This window comes from SAR324 cluster bacterium (assembly GCA_015232315.1).
In the GTDB taxonomy this organism is placed as follows: Bacteria; SAR324; SAR324; order SAR324; family NAC60-12; genus JADFZZ01.
In genome coordinates this window covers 11,854-26,687 of record JADFZZ010000022.1, presented here as the reverse complement: position 1 = coordinate 26,687, position 14,834 = coordinate 11,854, and the positions used below count along the sequence as shown (strand labels likewise).

Below are 14,834 nucleotides of genomic sequence, written 5' to 3'. Positions count from 1 at the left end.
TATGGAAACAACAAATGGCAGAAGGCGTAAGCCATCAGGTTTTGGCTTTTTTCTGATATTGGCCGCATTGATTGGACTTTCTGTAGGCGTCAACATTGCCGTTCCAATTATCAGCAAAATTCAAAAAGACCGGACTGTGCAAAACATCACTGAGGACCGTCTGGAGCAGATCAAGCAAACACTTCTCAGTTATTATTGGCGATATGGCCAGTTTCCTGATTCGCTCCAGGCACTGCAAGGGGCTTATTTATCACGAACCCAGTTGATTGATAAATGGGGTCATACGTTCTGTTATCAAAAAGCAGCACCAGCAAACTGGATTCCGAATCCCTATAAATACAATGACCAGCATTTTCAGAACACTCCTGCGCCCATCCCCTATGCGACTGTCTGGACAAATCAGGAACAGCAATGTTCCAATCAAGTGAATCCAACTGATTCAGATCTGGTTACCAAAGTGATTCCTGATGTTGGACGCTATATTGACAACACTAAATTACGTCTGGATGGATTGGTCAAAGCTGTTGGACATTATCGGATCTCAGCTCTGGAATTGGACACCAAAGTATTATTGAATAACAGAAAAAGTGGCTTACTGGCCTGGTTGTCCAACAATGACACCGGTAAATTGCTCAGTACTTTTGAAAAGAAAGACGCTTTGGGACAGCAAATCATCTGGAATGAGAGTGATCGATTTTTTTATGCGCCCGGTCCTAATCGTATTGATGAGAATGGTGGTGGCGACGATGTGACCAGTGTGGGGATTGAACAATTGAGGGTTCGTTTATTTTGGGAAATGAGACATCCCGCATCGAGCCAGAGGAAATATGTCAGCAATAATGAACCTAATCTGGATCTTTATCTGAAGCTTCCTGTCAATGAAAATGAATCCTATGATTTGTTTGATACAAGTCTGAAAAATCTCATGGGGACTCCGGATAAAGGCGATTCTCCCTATATCTTCTGGGGAAACCGTACATTCCCGGGAAATTATTCCAGTAATGCTCTTGGTGGGCATTTGGGAGTGTCAACATTTCCAGAATGCTCCAGTGAGGAATCTGCTCCGTTAGACAGCGGAGCCTTGCTTTCTGGACAGGCATGTCCCAAGGAAGCCTTTAATCTTGGTAACTGGTGGGTGGAAGATATCCACTGGGATCTGCATGAAAACATGCGATTACCCGCAGGAACTTACGAAGTCCGGATTGGTGCCAACACGTATTCTTCAGACCGGAACAACATCAATTACAGGGTCGCAATCTGGGATGAATTCAGTTTTAACGAAGTTCAGGGAACTTTGTATCAAAACTCCAACCATAAGGACTTGAGTCAAGTGCGTAGCGGGGCACAGATTGAGCAGCACACTGCCGAACAATATCAAACCAACCGTGAAAAAATTGACATTCCAATGGAGCGGTCACGAACAAACACACTTTTAATCAACTCAACACCACAAGTCTCCTCCAATACTTTGGCCAACCGTTACAACTTATGGGAAAATAAAGAACCCATTTTGAAAGAACGTGTGTATCAGCGTAATCTTCATCAGTCAGAAATTGCCTACAACAACATGCAGGATATTGATGGGAACACCACATTGGTTTATCATTTTAATCAACCCATTGAAAAATTTCGTCCTGAATGGAATGGTTCCCAGATTCGTACCGAGGAATCATTGAGTGTGACCTGGAATCGAACTCAAAATGCCAAACAGTTTATTTTTCTGTGTGAAGGAACATCCTGCCCGGAAAATTATCTATTGGATGGACTGGTGGCATATTTCCCACTGAATAACGATGCTACTGATTTGAGTGGAAATAACAAACATGGAACGCTGGTAAACACACTGGGCGTCAATGACAGATATGGGCATACCAATACGGCAGTTGCCTTTGGAAAAGATCCGAAGTCCAGAAAAAACAGATATCTACAGGCCACAACCCTTGAAGTTCCAACGGCAGCATACACCTTTGCGTTCTGGATGAAACCGGAAGACAATATGACGGTTGACTCTCCTCAGCAATTTTTTCTGCATTGGGGACAAGGAGGACGACCTCACATTCTGTTTCATAAAAAGTCAGGAACCATTCGTCTTTTTCCCAATGTCAATGGTGTGAATATAGCCGCAGTATCAACCGCAACCAATTTCTGGTTCGCCAACACCTGGTATCACCTTGCGTTTACCTGGGACGGCACAAAATTTCGTGTGTATGTGAATGGCGATAAACAAGGCAATGATATCACCAGAGCAGGAACCCAGAGCTTTGCCTCAGAGTTATATATTGGCGCAAAGGCCAATCATACAGCGCCCTTTTATGGTCATATGGATGAAGTGATGATCTATAACAGAGCACTGAATCTTGCTGAAATCAAAACGCTAGCAACCACACTCCCTCCGACCGCAACCAGTTTTGACTATCATAACCTGGATGCCAATCAGGATTATACGGTTAGAATTGAATCCAGAGCCAGATTTTTGGATGGTCAACAGGAACTATCCCTAATGAATCTGGGGGCTTGTGATCCATTAAAAAATAATGATCCCTGGTTATCCGCCAAGTGGGAATCACAACCTAAAAATCAGAAATGTATTGAATACCACCTGCCCATATCAGGTCTAACCCCACCCACAATCACCAATGCAACGTCCACAGATACCAAATTTGAAATTGAGTGGAAACGTAGTCCTGCCGCAAATGTTCGCCCTGATGTGGTGCATGTTCTCAAAGTCTGCACAAACAATAATTATGATGCGGTGCATAAATTTTGTCTGACCAATGCAAAAAAGGAGTACACCAATGTGCCTACAGGCACCAACATCGCACCCGCTACAGATGTTCCCGGCTTCAACCTGGTATGGGGAACAACGTATAATTTCTGCATGCGTGCGGAATTAACAGCAACAATTCACAGTGACTGGATCTGCCAACCCTTAACATCTATGAGTCAGGAAATTCGGGATCCAACCATTGTGACATCAACTTTAACCATCAATTACACAAATTTTAGTATTCAATGGCGTCCAAGTTGGACTTCCGTCAATCTGGTTCCTGAAATTCGGCACCAGATCGAAGTTTGTAGTGAAGACCAGTATGATTACAGTCACTTCCGTTGTGGAACAGCACTCAATCAGACGATTATTGAAGATAACCAGATCAATCGTGGTACAACAACCAGTCAACCCACGCTTAAAACGTTCACAACCCCCACATTGCAAGGCTATGGTAAACAATATTATTTTTGTATGAGAGCTGGTGTTCCGGGAACAGGTGTAAATTTGCTGAACACACCTCCTCCAACAGCATGGGACTGTGAACTTGTGGTGACTAAAAGCTTGAATATAACGCCACCCACATGGGTTGGGACCCCAACGGTAACGCACAACAGCATTAATTTTTCCTGGAAGATTGATCCGACATCACCTGATCAAAAGAAATTGCGGTCCAAGGTGTTGGTTTGTTTGCCAAATCAATTCAGCAATGGCACCTGCACCACAACTCCAGTGACAAAAACAGCCATTTTTTCAGGAACCGTCAATCATTCCGCAACATCCCTCAATCCCAACACACAGTATTATTATTGTGTGCAACTGGAAACGACAGACGGGAACGTTAATCATGGAGCCCCGCTCTGTAGTAATGTCACGACCAATAAACTCACTTTGCAAAACCCGACCTTGAGTCAAAGTAAAGTGGATGTTAATGGAATCCATGCTTATGTGAGTCCGATTAGCCGGACAACCACCAACACGCTGGTGAGCACAGCATTGATTCGCTATGAACTGAAGGCCTGTACAGAGGGGAATCCCAATCCACAGGGATGCAATGGAACAACAGAGCAAATCAGCAGTAATTCGTGGGTCAAAGTATTGGACTATTCCGCTGTATTTTCAAATACAAACTATCGGTTATGGGTGAGAGCGTCTATGACAGATGGAAGTGCGGAAAACAGTGAGTGGGTTCAAGCCGCAGATACCGTGATGGTTAAAAAACAACTGGGTGTGAGCATGTCAATTCCCAGTGTTTGTACCGCATGGAGTATGATTTGTTGGGAACGTCGAATTGAGGTCAAAAAAATTGGAGTGTATCATAGTAGTGGTGCTGTCACCCAGAAAAACTATCCCAGTGAACGGAGTCCCAGCATGAATGATACGCTGTCACTAGCGGCACCATTGACGGCTCAGGATTCCGTTTTCATGGATATTGATAGCCAGGTGCTGGAAGTTCCTTGGTGGATCCCACTCGTTGGTGGTGTACAGATTGCTGCTAATAACCTGCTTCCTGACACAGGAACCTCACAATGGAACAAAGAAAAAAAAGAAACTGCCAGCTTGAGTACGATGACGTACCAGGGAGGGGCATTGAACTGGACTGTTCAAATTCCAGTGATCAGTTGGTGTGGGTGGCGCCCATGTTTCAAAAATCAGGATTTTGGTTTCAAGGCTGATCCCATCACCGTAACCCTGACACCCCAGTGATATTTCAAATCCGGCCCATGAATTTATAGCTGAGCAATCCCATATATTCATGGGCTATGGTTTTGAGATTATTGAAATTACGCCAGTCAAAATAATAAACCCACCAGGGGTCATATTCCCTCAATACTGCCTGATTTGCCGCAAAGGTATAAACCTCAAAACCGAGCTTTTCAAACACGGCCACCAGTCTGGGCAAATGATAATCATGAGAAACCAGGATAATCGTTTTGAGATTTAGTTTGTTCAGAATTTTTGCGGTTTCAATCCCGTTCATGTGTGTATCGACCGATTGGTTTTCGATCAAAATATGATCTTCAGGCACCCCCATTCCCTTAAGAATGATATGTATTCCCTTGGTATCCACAGGTGGTTTGTAAGGTTCCGTGACACCTCCAGCCACAATGACCAGTGGTGCCCGTTTTTCAAGGTATAACTGTGCTGCGGCATGAGCCCGCAAGGTAGAACCAGGTGAGGGCGCACCGGAATCATAGACGCCTGCTGATGCGACAATAATCGCGTCAGCATGTTTTTTAGCGTTGGGAGGTATCATCTGTCGTAAAGGATATGAAAATAAAAAATAGAATCCATTGCTGGAACAAATCATGAGAGAAACCCATAACATTAAAACTACTTTATATTTCGATTGTATTCGGGTTTCTTTGGAACTGAACGGCCATATCACCACCAGGCCCAATAAAATACACCAGATCAAGGGGCCAAAGATGATATCTTCAATGATTAATTTCATGGAGTTTTGCATAAGATCACTCCGCCTTTTTTTCCTGTTTGTTATCAGTTTTCATATTCCCCCCGGAAATTGTTTGTACTGGTGGTTGCGGTGGCACTTCAGGACAGGGTACCTCGGGAGTCGGCATACAGGGTAACGTTTTTTTCACGTCTTCCACCATTTTTACAGAGGCTTCATAGCTAAAATCGTGAGGACGCTTGGGTTTGATCTTTTTTTTCGGTCCGCATGGAACTTGTGGAGTTGGCACACATTCCCTCTGATTTTTAAGAGCTTCATTCACCCGCAGAGAACCCTCATATTGCTTTTTTGCCAGTTTCGCACGATTTCTTGGAGATCTTGGATCTTTGAGATGTTTGATGCAGTAACGCAAGGCAATCACTTCTTCATAAGTCTGGGGATTGTTCAATTTATCACAATTTTCTTTTTCTGGAACTTCCTGAGCTATTGAAGTTCCAACCGGAATCATCATGATTCCCAAAAGTAAAACAATACAAAAATGATAAAGCATTTTTTCATGGAGTTGAGGTACGATCATGGAATAGCCCACCACGGTAAGTTCTTGGGTTGACATGCTTTGGATGAAAATTATCTCATGTGCTATGACTATTTGAAGATGCTTTTATTTTTTATGCTTGCATTCAACATAAGAGTCAAATTATGGGTTTATTCGTTCATTGTCCTCGTAAGCATCAATAATGTCTGGTTACAGACAAACACTTATCAGTAATTTCTTTATAGTTTTATCATGCAGTTGATCTGGCTTGTTCCATGCGGATTGTTGGCACTTCTATGGAGTTTTCGCTTTCGGGTATATCTGATTGCCATGCTCATTGCCTCTGGCATTATTTTTTTGATGTATCAATTCTTTTTTCAAATCCCTGAGTGGCATCAACATTTGATTGAGCAAACGCAACAACAAATTCCTGTAATATTTCGTGGAACAATCCTGACTGCGGACAAGGAAAAAAATGAGCTACGGTTGCACTTGAAAAATGTCCAGGTAGTGGCTCATGACCAGTCCGCGTCATTTCAGGAGATGCTCCTGCGTTTTCCTTACCGGGGACAAAAAAAACGGTTTTATTATAAAAAGCATTTTCAGTTCAGCGGTGTGCCGACCTCGGTTCTTGTGAACAGGCACCGTCTCGATGTTGTGCTGAAATCCGCACAGTTCCATGAGGTCACACAACCCACCGGTATTTTGTCTCAAAAGCTATCAAGTTTGCGCGCACGCCTGATCAACCGTGCTCAATTTTATCTCTCACCGGAAGCCGCATCAATCTATCTTCCCCTCACCCTGGCTCATCGAAGTTATTTTCCAGAAACCCGTCAGGTTTTCAACGAAACCGGCATGGCGCATATCCTAGCCATCAGCGGATTGCATATCGGACTGATTTACGGGTTATGTCTGTTCATGGTGATTCAAATCGGCAAACGGATTCAGCCGCTGTTATCGACCATTCATTTCCTGCAGGGATGCCATTTTGTCAGCCTGGGTCTGATTTGGGGATATGTCGGATTTCTGGGATTTCCGGTACCAGCTCTGCGGGCGGCAGTCATGATCACTTTCTGGGTTTGTGTTCGCTGGTTTGCGGGGTATCATCATCGCTCACTGGATATTCTGAGCGTCACCGCCGTGATTTTTCTGGTTGCGTCCCCAACTGCCATGTATGACATTTCATTTCAATTATCCTTCACCGCGGTGTTGTACATCCTTCTGTTTTCGCCTCTGTCGAAAATGGTGTCATTTTCTGCCCATCCTCTCAATAAAATCCTGCGATATTGCTGGAGCAGTTTCTGGGTGACAGGTGTGGTCAGTCTTGGTTTATGGCCTGTGACGGCATGGTATTTTCAATATGTTTCACTGGAATCATTCTGGATGAATCTTGTCATGATTCCTGTTCTGGGAGTGTTTGTGTTGCCTGTTTGCCTCATAACATTGGGAGTAAGCACATTGCATCTTGAGACAATTCCAAATCATTGGCTGGAACAAACCCTGTTCCAAATCACAGAATTCACACTGAATCTATGGTTTTCTGTCATGAAGTGGCTACATTTTTATGGAAGCTGGGCTGGTGGGAAAATCAAGCTGGAGTGGGAAATCCCTGAATTTTTATGGTATTACGGTCTCACCGTGTTTGCCGGTTTCTTCATCCAGTGGATTGTTCCACGGTATCTGTCACGCCAAAAACTGATAAGTTCATCTTCTTATTCTTCCCAGAGATAATGCTGAAGCTCGTTTCGATTGATGTATTGTTCAGAGATGGCCTTTTCCCCAATGGATATTCCCGCCTGGCGCACCGTTTGACGGTCGCCGGAAACCAGAGGATGCCACCAGGGCAGAGGCTGTTCTGAGCCCAACACACGATAGGCGCATGTGTCAGGAATCCAGGCAGGCAGGCAATCTGGCGACAACATCACACAGCCTGGAACTTTTTTGGAACGGTTGGGGTAGTCCTGGCATTGGCAGGTATTCAGATCCAATAAACGGCAAGCCACGCGGGTATAGCAAATTTCTCCGGTATCCTCATCTTCAAGCTTGTGCAGACAGCAAATGGCGCAACCGTCACAAAGCTGTTCCCATTCTGTGGGGGTCATGTCCCGCATGGATTTGGTTTCCCAGAAAGGTTTTTGTAATTGTTCGCTCATGATGCCACGTCACCTTCTATCCCGAGTTTTTCATCCAGAGCCTCACGGGCTTTCATCAGGGATTCCCATTCCAGCATTTGTTCTTCCAGTTTGTTTTCGAGCCGTGTTTTTGTTTTATTAATTTTTTCCACATCCTCCAGGGAACTGTTCTGATAAAAATTCACATCTGAAAAAATATCTTCCAATTGTTTGATTTCTTTCTCCAAAGTTTCAATGATTCCAGAAAATTTATCCAGTTGCTTATTGATTCTGACAGACTCCTTTTTGAGTTCCTTCCGTTCTTCGTGAGAAAGTGCCGATCCCGCGGATGTTTTGGGTTTGGAACTTTGAGTGGTACTGATTGGATTTTGGCGGTTCAAATAATCTTTTCCCTGTCGAGCCAGATATTCGGTATAAGAACCATTGAAATCAATCGCGCCGGTTGGAGTGAGTTCTATGATCCGGGTTGCCAGCGCGGTGACAAAATGGCGGTCATGACTTACAAACAGCAACGTTCCCGGATATTCCACAAGCGCGTCCTCCAGGGCTTCAACACCTTCCAGATCCATGTGGTTGGTGGGTTCATCAAGAATCAGTACATTGGATTTTTCCAGCATCATCTTGGCAAACAACAACCGTGCGGCTTCGCCTCCGCTCAACGCCTGAATTGATTTTATCGCGTCATCCCCTGAAAATAAGACTTTGCCCAAGGTTCCCCGAATGGTGCCGATGGTTTCCTGTGGTGCGGTTTGATAGAGCCATTCATAGACGTTCATCTGGGTGTTCAATTGTTCATGATGATCCTGGGCAAAATAAGAACACCACGTTTCATACCCCCATTGAAACTGTCCGTGATCGGGTTTGATTTCGTCCAGAATGATTTTAAGCAAGGTCGATTTTCCAATTCCATTGGGGCCGATGATCGCGATTTTTTCGCCTTTCATTACGGTAAAGGAAATATCTTTGAGCACAGAGACATCACCAAATTTTTTATTGATATGCTTGATTTCAAGAACAGTTTTTCCTGAGGGACGTTTTTGTTCGAATTTAAGAACAGGCATGACCCGTGAGGAGCGTTTGATTGGTGGAATTTCAATTTTTTCAATTTGCTTGATACGTGACTGTGCCTGACGGGCTTTGGTGGCTTTGGCTTTGAAACGATCCACAAACGATTGCATATCCGCGATTTTCCGTTCCTGACTGGCGATCTCTTTCAACCGTTGTTCCATGGCCAGCGCTTTGGCCTCCATAAAATAATCGTAGTTTCCATGATAGAGAATCATGGTTTCATAATCGATATCCACAATATGAGTAGAAACGCTGTTAAGAAAACTCTGGTCATGGGAAATAAAGATCAGCATTCCCTTGTATTGATTGATCAGGAATTGTTCCAGCCATTGAATTGAAAGAATATCCAGATGGTTGGTGGGCTCATCGAGCAGTAACAGTTCAGGTTCCTGAAACAGGGTCTGAGCAAGAAGCACCCTGAGTTTGAAGCCACCGGATAAGGCACGCATCGGTCTGCGGTGATATTCTTCACGGATACCCAGGCCACTCAACAGTTCGGCACCGAATGATTCGGCGACATAACCATTTTGTTCAAAGATGATTTCCTCCAGATGCCCCAGCCGATGTCCCCCCTCATGATCCAGTTCAGGATGTTGGAGCAATACTTCTTTTTCCTGGAGTGCACTCCACAACACAGGATTTCCCTGCAGAACCACATCCAGAATCATGGAATCTTCATATTCAAAATGATTCTGACGCAACACGCCCACCTTGAGACCTTGAGGAATCACGACCTGCCCATCACCAGCGGCAACATCGCCCGCAAGAATTTTGAGAAAAGTGGTTTTTCCGGAACCGTTAGAGCCCACAAGCCCGTAACGTTTACCCTTGTCAAACTTGAGACTTACATTTTCAAACAGGACTTTGTGTCCAAAATTGATACTGAGGTTGGCAACAGTGATCATAGCGCTTACAAATCAGGAAAAGTATAGAAATAAAAAAATGGAAACGACTCTTATAGCAATGAACGCAGAAGGCTCAAGCGATTATTCTGTGGTTGTCCTGTGTTCTGTTATTGTATTGATGACAAGTTTCAATTGACAAAACAGACTTGAGTCGATAACCGAATAAATATTACCTGAACAATTATTTTGATGGGGACTCAATGGGAATTTACTCACGCTATGTTTTTCCGGTTTTAATGGATTATACCATGTCATCCGGGACATTAGGACAATTAAGGCAGGAATTATTGAAGGATGTCAGCGGAAATGTTTTGGAGATTGGTTTTGGCACAGGACTGAATCTGCGCCACTATCCTGAACATGTCAAAGTCCTGACGACCATTGATAATAACTCGGGAATGCATCATCTCGCCTCAAAACGCATCGAACAAAGTGGCAAAACAGTAAAAGTGGAAACACTTGACGGGAACAATATCCCTCTTGCCGATTACTCCTTTGATTGTATTGTGAGCACCTGGACGTTATGCAGCATTCAGGAAGTGGATCGTGCACTCCGGGAAGTGTTTCGGTTATTGAAACCTGGAGGGCGCTTTTTTTTCATGGAACATGGATTGAGTGAGGAACCCTCTGTCCAAAAATGGCAACATCGACTGACCCCTCTTCAAAAAAAAGTCGGGGATGGTTGTCATTTGAACAGGGATATTGTTCAGATCATTTCGCGGCAATTCAATACGATTGATTCCCTGAAACGGTTTTATCTCGAAGGTGTGCCCAAATGGGCGGGGTATATGTATCAGGGCATAGCAGTCAAGCAGGAGTGACGACGTGACAAGAATCATACAAATATTTATTTTGGGAGCCTTCCTGGCAATGCACGGTCAGGTCCGGGCATCTGTTCTTGACCTTGGCCCGGAGCCTTCCTATGAGGTCGATACGTTGGTGGACTGGGTGGAAGATACACAGCATCAATGGACCTTTGCTGAAATCAGCGATTCTGTTTTTTCCAAAAATTTTGTCCGCAATGATTCTGCCAAATCGCTCAACTTTGGTTTTACACAGTCAGCCTACTGGTTCCGGTTTACTGTAACAAATCCATCGCGGGAATGGAAAGAGATGTTCCTGGAATTTGTTTATCCATTGCTGGATCAGATTCAGTTCTATGCACCTGATCAGACCGGCGAGTATCACATGCGCCAGGCCGGTGATATTTTTCCGTTCCATCAACGGGAGATTCATTTCAGAAATTTTCTATTCTCCCTCAATTTCCCGCCAAAGTCTGAAACCGTTTTATATTTCCGTGTGGAAACTCTGGGGTCTTTACAATTACCAATGCGACTTTGGACAGCACACGCTCTGCTTGAACAGATCAATAATGAAAAATTTGGCCTAGGATTGTATTATGGAATCATGTTCGTCATGATCTTTTACAATCTGTTCCTGTTTATTGGCGTGGGCGATAAAAGTTATCTGTACTATGTGGCTTTCATCACTGCGTTTGCCGGATTTCAACTGACCTTGAACGGAGTCGGATTTGAGTATTTATGGCCTGATTATCCCTGGTGGGGTAATCGGAGTCTTCCTGTTTTTGTAGGAGGATGCCTCTTGTTTGGTGGCATTTTCTCCATGGATTTTCTCCAGTTAAAAGACAACTTGCCACGGCTCAACCGGATATTGACCATTGTTGCCCTTGCAGGAGCACTCCTGATGATCGCGACCCTGTTCATTCCCTATACCGTGAGTGTCAGGCTGGCGTCAGCATCCGGCGGGATTTTTGTGACTCTGCTGTTGATCAGCGGATTTCTCAGTCTGAAAAAGGGCTACCTTCCCGCAAGATATTATCTGCTGGCTTTTGTGGTTATTCTTGTTGGCGCCTTGATGTATACCTTCAAAACATCAGGGGCCATTCCCTCCAACTTTCTGACAGAATACAGCATGCAGATCGGGTCCGCGTTGCAGGTGGTATTGCTGTCACTCGCTCTTGCAGACAAAATCAACACGCTGAAACACGAAAAAAATTTGGCGCGCAAAGAACAGATGGAAGCCCAGTCCGCATTGGTTGAAAGTCAGCGTGAAGCTTTGGAAAACCTCAAAAAAGCCGACAAACTTAAAGATGAATTTCTGGCCAATACGTCGCATGAACTCAGAACCCCCATCAATGGGATTGTCGGGTTGAGTGATGCCTTGATTGAGGGTTCCTGCGGACCGTTGACTCCAAGCCAGAAACATAATCTGAACATGATTGTTCTGAGCGGCAGACGTTTAGCCAATCTGATCAATGATATCCTGGATTTCTCAAAAATGAAAAATCAGGAAATTGAACTTCAGCGAACATCTGTCGATTTGCGTGAAATCATGGATGTGGTGTTTACCCTGTCTCGACCACTCATAAAAAATAAACCCATTGAGCTTCATTGTGAGATTCCTGAAAATTTGCCCTTGCTGGATGCCGATGAAAACAGATTGCAGCAGATACTGACCAATCTGGTGGGGAATGGCCTTAAATTCACGCATGCGGGTGAGGTGCGGGTTTCTGCTGTCATCGAAGACAGTCGGGTGGGAATTTATGTTGCGGACACAGGGATTGGTATCCTGGAAGAAAACTTTGAGCAGATTTTTGAAACCTTCAAGCAGGGCGATGGCTCCACGGCCAGGCATTATGGCGGAACAGGACTCGGATTGGCAGTGACCAGAAAGCTGATTGAACTGCATCAAAGCACCATCCACCTGAAAAGCAAACCGGGTGAAGGTTCCACTTTCTGGTTTTCTCTTCCTGTCGCGACAGAACAGACCTTGTCAGGAAAAAATTCTGTTTCGCATGTGGCATATCACCCTTTGCAAATCGATGATTCAGAACAGATTCCGGAGATTTCAGACGACACCAATACTAAAACAATTCTGGTGGTGGATGATGAACCGGTCAATCTGGAGGTGCTCAAAAACCAGCTTCGGCTCTATCATTACAAAGTACTGGCGGTTGATAATGGTTACGAAGCCATGGAGATCCTCAAAAGTCACAAACCAGATCTGGTACTGCTTGATTTGATGATGCCGGGAATGAGCGGTTATGAAGTGTGTCAGCGGATTCGTGAAATCTATGATCCCACCCTATTGCCCGTGATTGTGGTTTCCGCAAAAAATCAGGTGGAAGATCTGGTCAAGGGACTCGAATTGGGCGCCAACGATTATATCGTAAAACCATTTTCCAGAGATGAACTGATTGCCCGAATCAGAACACACCTGACACTTTCTGATATCAGCGAACTTCTGGCGGGAGCCAAATACCGGCTGGAATTGCTATTGCTGTGTTCCAAAGAACTGGTGGTGACAGATAATCATTTTCAGGCTGTTTCCCGTGCGCTTTATTTCACAATTCGAAAACTCAAACTGGCAGAACATTGCCACTTGCGCTGGGCCTATAAACACAGGCTCTCTTCAGGTGAATCAGAGTATGTTCATTATGAGATGGAGCTTTGTTCCTCGGAAATCCAGAAATTATTATCCTTAAATCAAGATGAGTTGACCTCCGTTCACGCCCAAATGCCGGAAGGATTTTTACAGGAAGTAAATATTTCTGAAAATTCCAGTTATCAAAGCAAAGGGAATTTGTTACACCTCGATATAGTTTATAAATCCCAGCTAAGTGCCATTTTTGAAATACAGGGACTTGTCACTGAGAATCTGCTGCCTGAAGATCAGGAATATCTCGAAACCCTGTCCGGTTTCCTGGCAACAGTGCTGGATGATCTAAGTTTTACCCTTGATCTGGAAATCAAGGTCCGGGAACGCACACAGCAGCTTCAGGAATCCATGCATCAATTGGAACAGCAAAATACCCATCTGACAGCCAGTAATAAAAAACTGGAAGAGTTGAATGATGTCAAGGGACAGCTTCTGGACAAGCTTAGGGACATCTATGAAAATTATTGGGTATCGCTCAAAAATCAGATAGAAATCCTTCGAACTGAAACCATCAATGAACCGGGTACCTTTATAAGAGGATTGCTACGAGAGGTGCACCACATTGATGAACTCATGGAACCCATTAAATCCTTGTATGATACGGAAAAATCCATTCAAAGCAAACGGGTGCTCTTGTGTGAAACCAACAAGAAGCAACAGATTATCGCGAAAATGGCCTTGAGAGGAACAGGTGTTGATCTGGACATTGTGACAACGCATGAAGAAGGCCAGGCCCTGATTGAGCAAAAAAACTATGATATTGTGCTGGCCGACAACAATCTCATTTCTCTGGCAAAGCTGGCCTGTGAACGAAATTCTCAGGCTAAAACAGTGTTCATGACTTCCGAAAACGCCTCGCACTACTGGAATATTCTGCTTGAGCATCCATTCTTGAGCAACATAGTTTCTCGCAGCGATGACGATCGAACGTTCACCATCAAAAATATTTTAACCACCGTCAGCAAACTGGTGAATACGGATCTGTTCGGCTTGGAAAAATATCTAAGCTGGGGCGTGGAAGTCAAAGAACATGCCGTAATCAACAGCAACGATCGACCTGTACTGATTGCGGAAATGGAACAATATCTCAAGGAACTCGGATTGCGAAGCCGGATCATCACGCAAGCGAACATGGTGGCTGAAGAATTGCTCATGAACGCAATTTATGACGCTCCCCGAGATCTGCATGGACGAGAGAAATACAACCACCTTTCCAGAATTGTTCCGGTTCAGTTGGAAACACACGAACAGGGAAGATTCCGTTATGCGTGTGATGGTCTCTTGCTGGCGGTTTCTGTTGAAGATCCATTTGGCGCCCTGGGCAGACAAACGATTCTGGATTATTTAAGAACTTGTTACCAGGGGCAGGAAGGCAGTCTCAATGAGCATAAAGGCGGGGCAGGACGTGGCTTGTTTGAAATCATGGAAACTTCTGATTTGCTGGTCATGAATGTCAAATCCAATGTCAAAACAGAAATCATTTCAATTTTTAACATAGATCCAAACAAGCCTAAAACTGGAAACAGTACCTCATTCCATTATTTTCACACATGAG

8 protein-coding genes are annotated in these 14,834 nt (G+C 44.3%); 4 read left to right on the top strand and 4 right to left on the bottom strand.

From position 1 onward, the window contains the following. Position 1: 1 nt before the first annotated feature. Positions 2 to 4,474 (top strand): LamG domain-containing protein, encoded by a 4,473-nt coding sequence (locus tag HQM11_14110; GenBank protein ID MBF0352163.1) that lies wholly within the window; start codon positions 2 to 4, stop codon positions 4,472 to 4,474. Positions 4,475 to 4,478: 4 nt separating this feature from the next. On the opposite strand, the gene HQM11_14105 is transcribed toward HQM11_14110, so the two are convergent. Together HQM11_14105 and HQM11_14100 are read right to left on the bottom strand one after the other, a co-directional pair. Further along, on the bottom strand, positions 4,479 to 5,234 hold the full coding sequence (locus HQM11_14105; protein MBF0352162.1) for a YdcF family protein: 756 nt from the start codon (positions 5,232 to 5,234) through the stop codon (positions 4,479 to 4,481). Positions 5,235 to 5,238: 4 nt separating this feature from the next. After that, a complete protein-coding gene (locus HQM11_14100) occupies positions 5,239 to 5,793 on the bottom strand; it encodes a hypothetical protein (protein ID MBF0352161.1) in 555 nt (184 codons plus the stop codon). Between the two features lie 174 nt (positions 5,794 to 5,967). On the opposite strand from HQM11_14100, the gene HQM11_14095 reads away from it, so the two are divergent. Beyond that, positions 5,968 to 7,446, top strand: coding sequence for a ComEC/Rec2 family competence protein (locus tag HQM11_14095; protein MBF0352160.1), 1,479 nt, complete (start codon positions 5,968 to 5,970; stop codon positions 7,444 to 7,446). On the opposite strand, the gene HQM11_14090 is transcribed toward HQM11_14095, so the two are convergent. Together HQM11_14090 and HQM11_14085 are read right to left on the bottom strand one after the other, a co-directional pair. Then, positions 7,428 to 7,868, bottom strand: coding sequence for a YcgN family cysteine cluster protein (locus HQM11_14090; protein MBF0352159.1), 441 nt, complete (start codon positions 7,866 to 7,868; stop codon positions 7,428 to 7,430). The two genes, HQM11_14095 and HQM11_14090, sit on opposite strands and share 19 nt — an antisense overlap. Beyond that, the gene (locus tag HQM11_14085) at positions 7,865 to 9,820 is read right to left on the bottom strand and encodes an ATP-binding cassette domain-containing protein (protein ID MBF0352158.1); all 1,956 of its coding nucleotides are present in this window, start codon (positions 9,818 to 9,820) and stop codon (positions 7,865 to 7,867) included. The genes HQM11_14090 and HQM11_14085 overlap by 4 nt, the downstream gene beginning before the upstream one ends. Positions 9,821 to 10,020: 200 nt before the next feature. On the opposite strand from HQM11_14085, the gene HQM11_14080 reads away from it, so the two are divergent. Both HQM11_14080 and HQM11_14075 read left to right on the top strand, forming a co-directional pair. After that, a complete protein-coding gene (locus HQM11_14080; GenBank protein ID MBF0352157.1) occupies positions 10,021 to 10,641 on the top strand; it encodes a class I SAM-dependent methyltransferase in 621 nt (206 codons plus the stop codon). Positions 10,642 to 10,645: 4 nt separating this feature from the next. After that, the gene (locus HQM11_14075) at positions 10,646 to 14,833 is read left to right on the top strand and encodes a response regulator (GenBank protein MBF0352156.1); all 4,188 of its coding nucleotides are present in this window, start codon (positions 10,646 to 10,648) and stop codon (positions 14,831 to 14,833) included. Position 14,834: the final 1 nt, after the last annotated feature.

Coding starts and splice junctions, on each gene's coding strand:
- HQM11_14090 (MBF0352159.1), bottom strand. CDS start 7,868: ATGAGCGAACAATTACAAAAACCTTTCTGGGAAACCAAATCCATGCGG.
- HQM11_14110 (MBF0352163.1), top strand. CDS start 2: ATGGAAACAACAAATGGCAGAAGGCGTAAGCCATCAGGTTTTGGCTTT.
- HQM11_14105 (MBF0352162.1), bottom strand. CDS start 5,234: ATGCAAAACTCCATGAAATTAATCATTGAAGATATCATCTTTGGCCCC.
- HQM11_14080 (MBF0352157.1), top strand. CDS start 10,021: ATGGGAATTTACTCACGCTATGTTTTTCCGGTTTTAATGGATTATACC.
- HQM11_14095 (MBF0352160.1), top strand. CDS start 5,968: ATGCAGTTGATCTGGCTTGTTCCATGCGGATTGTTGGCACTTCTATGG.
- HQM11_14100 (MBF0352161.1), bottom strand. CDS start 5,793: ATGTCAACCCAAGAACTTACCGTGGTGGGCTATTCCATGATCGTACCT.
- HQM11_14085 (MBF0352158.1), bottom strand. CDS start 9,820: ATGATCACTGTTGCCAACCTCAGTATCAATTTTGGACACAAAGTCCTG.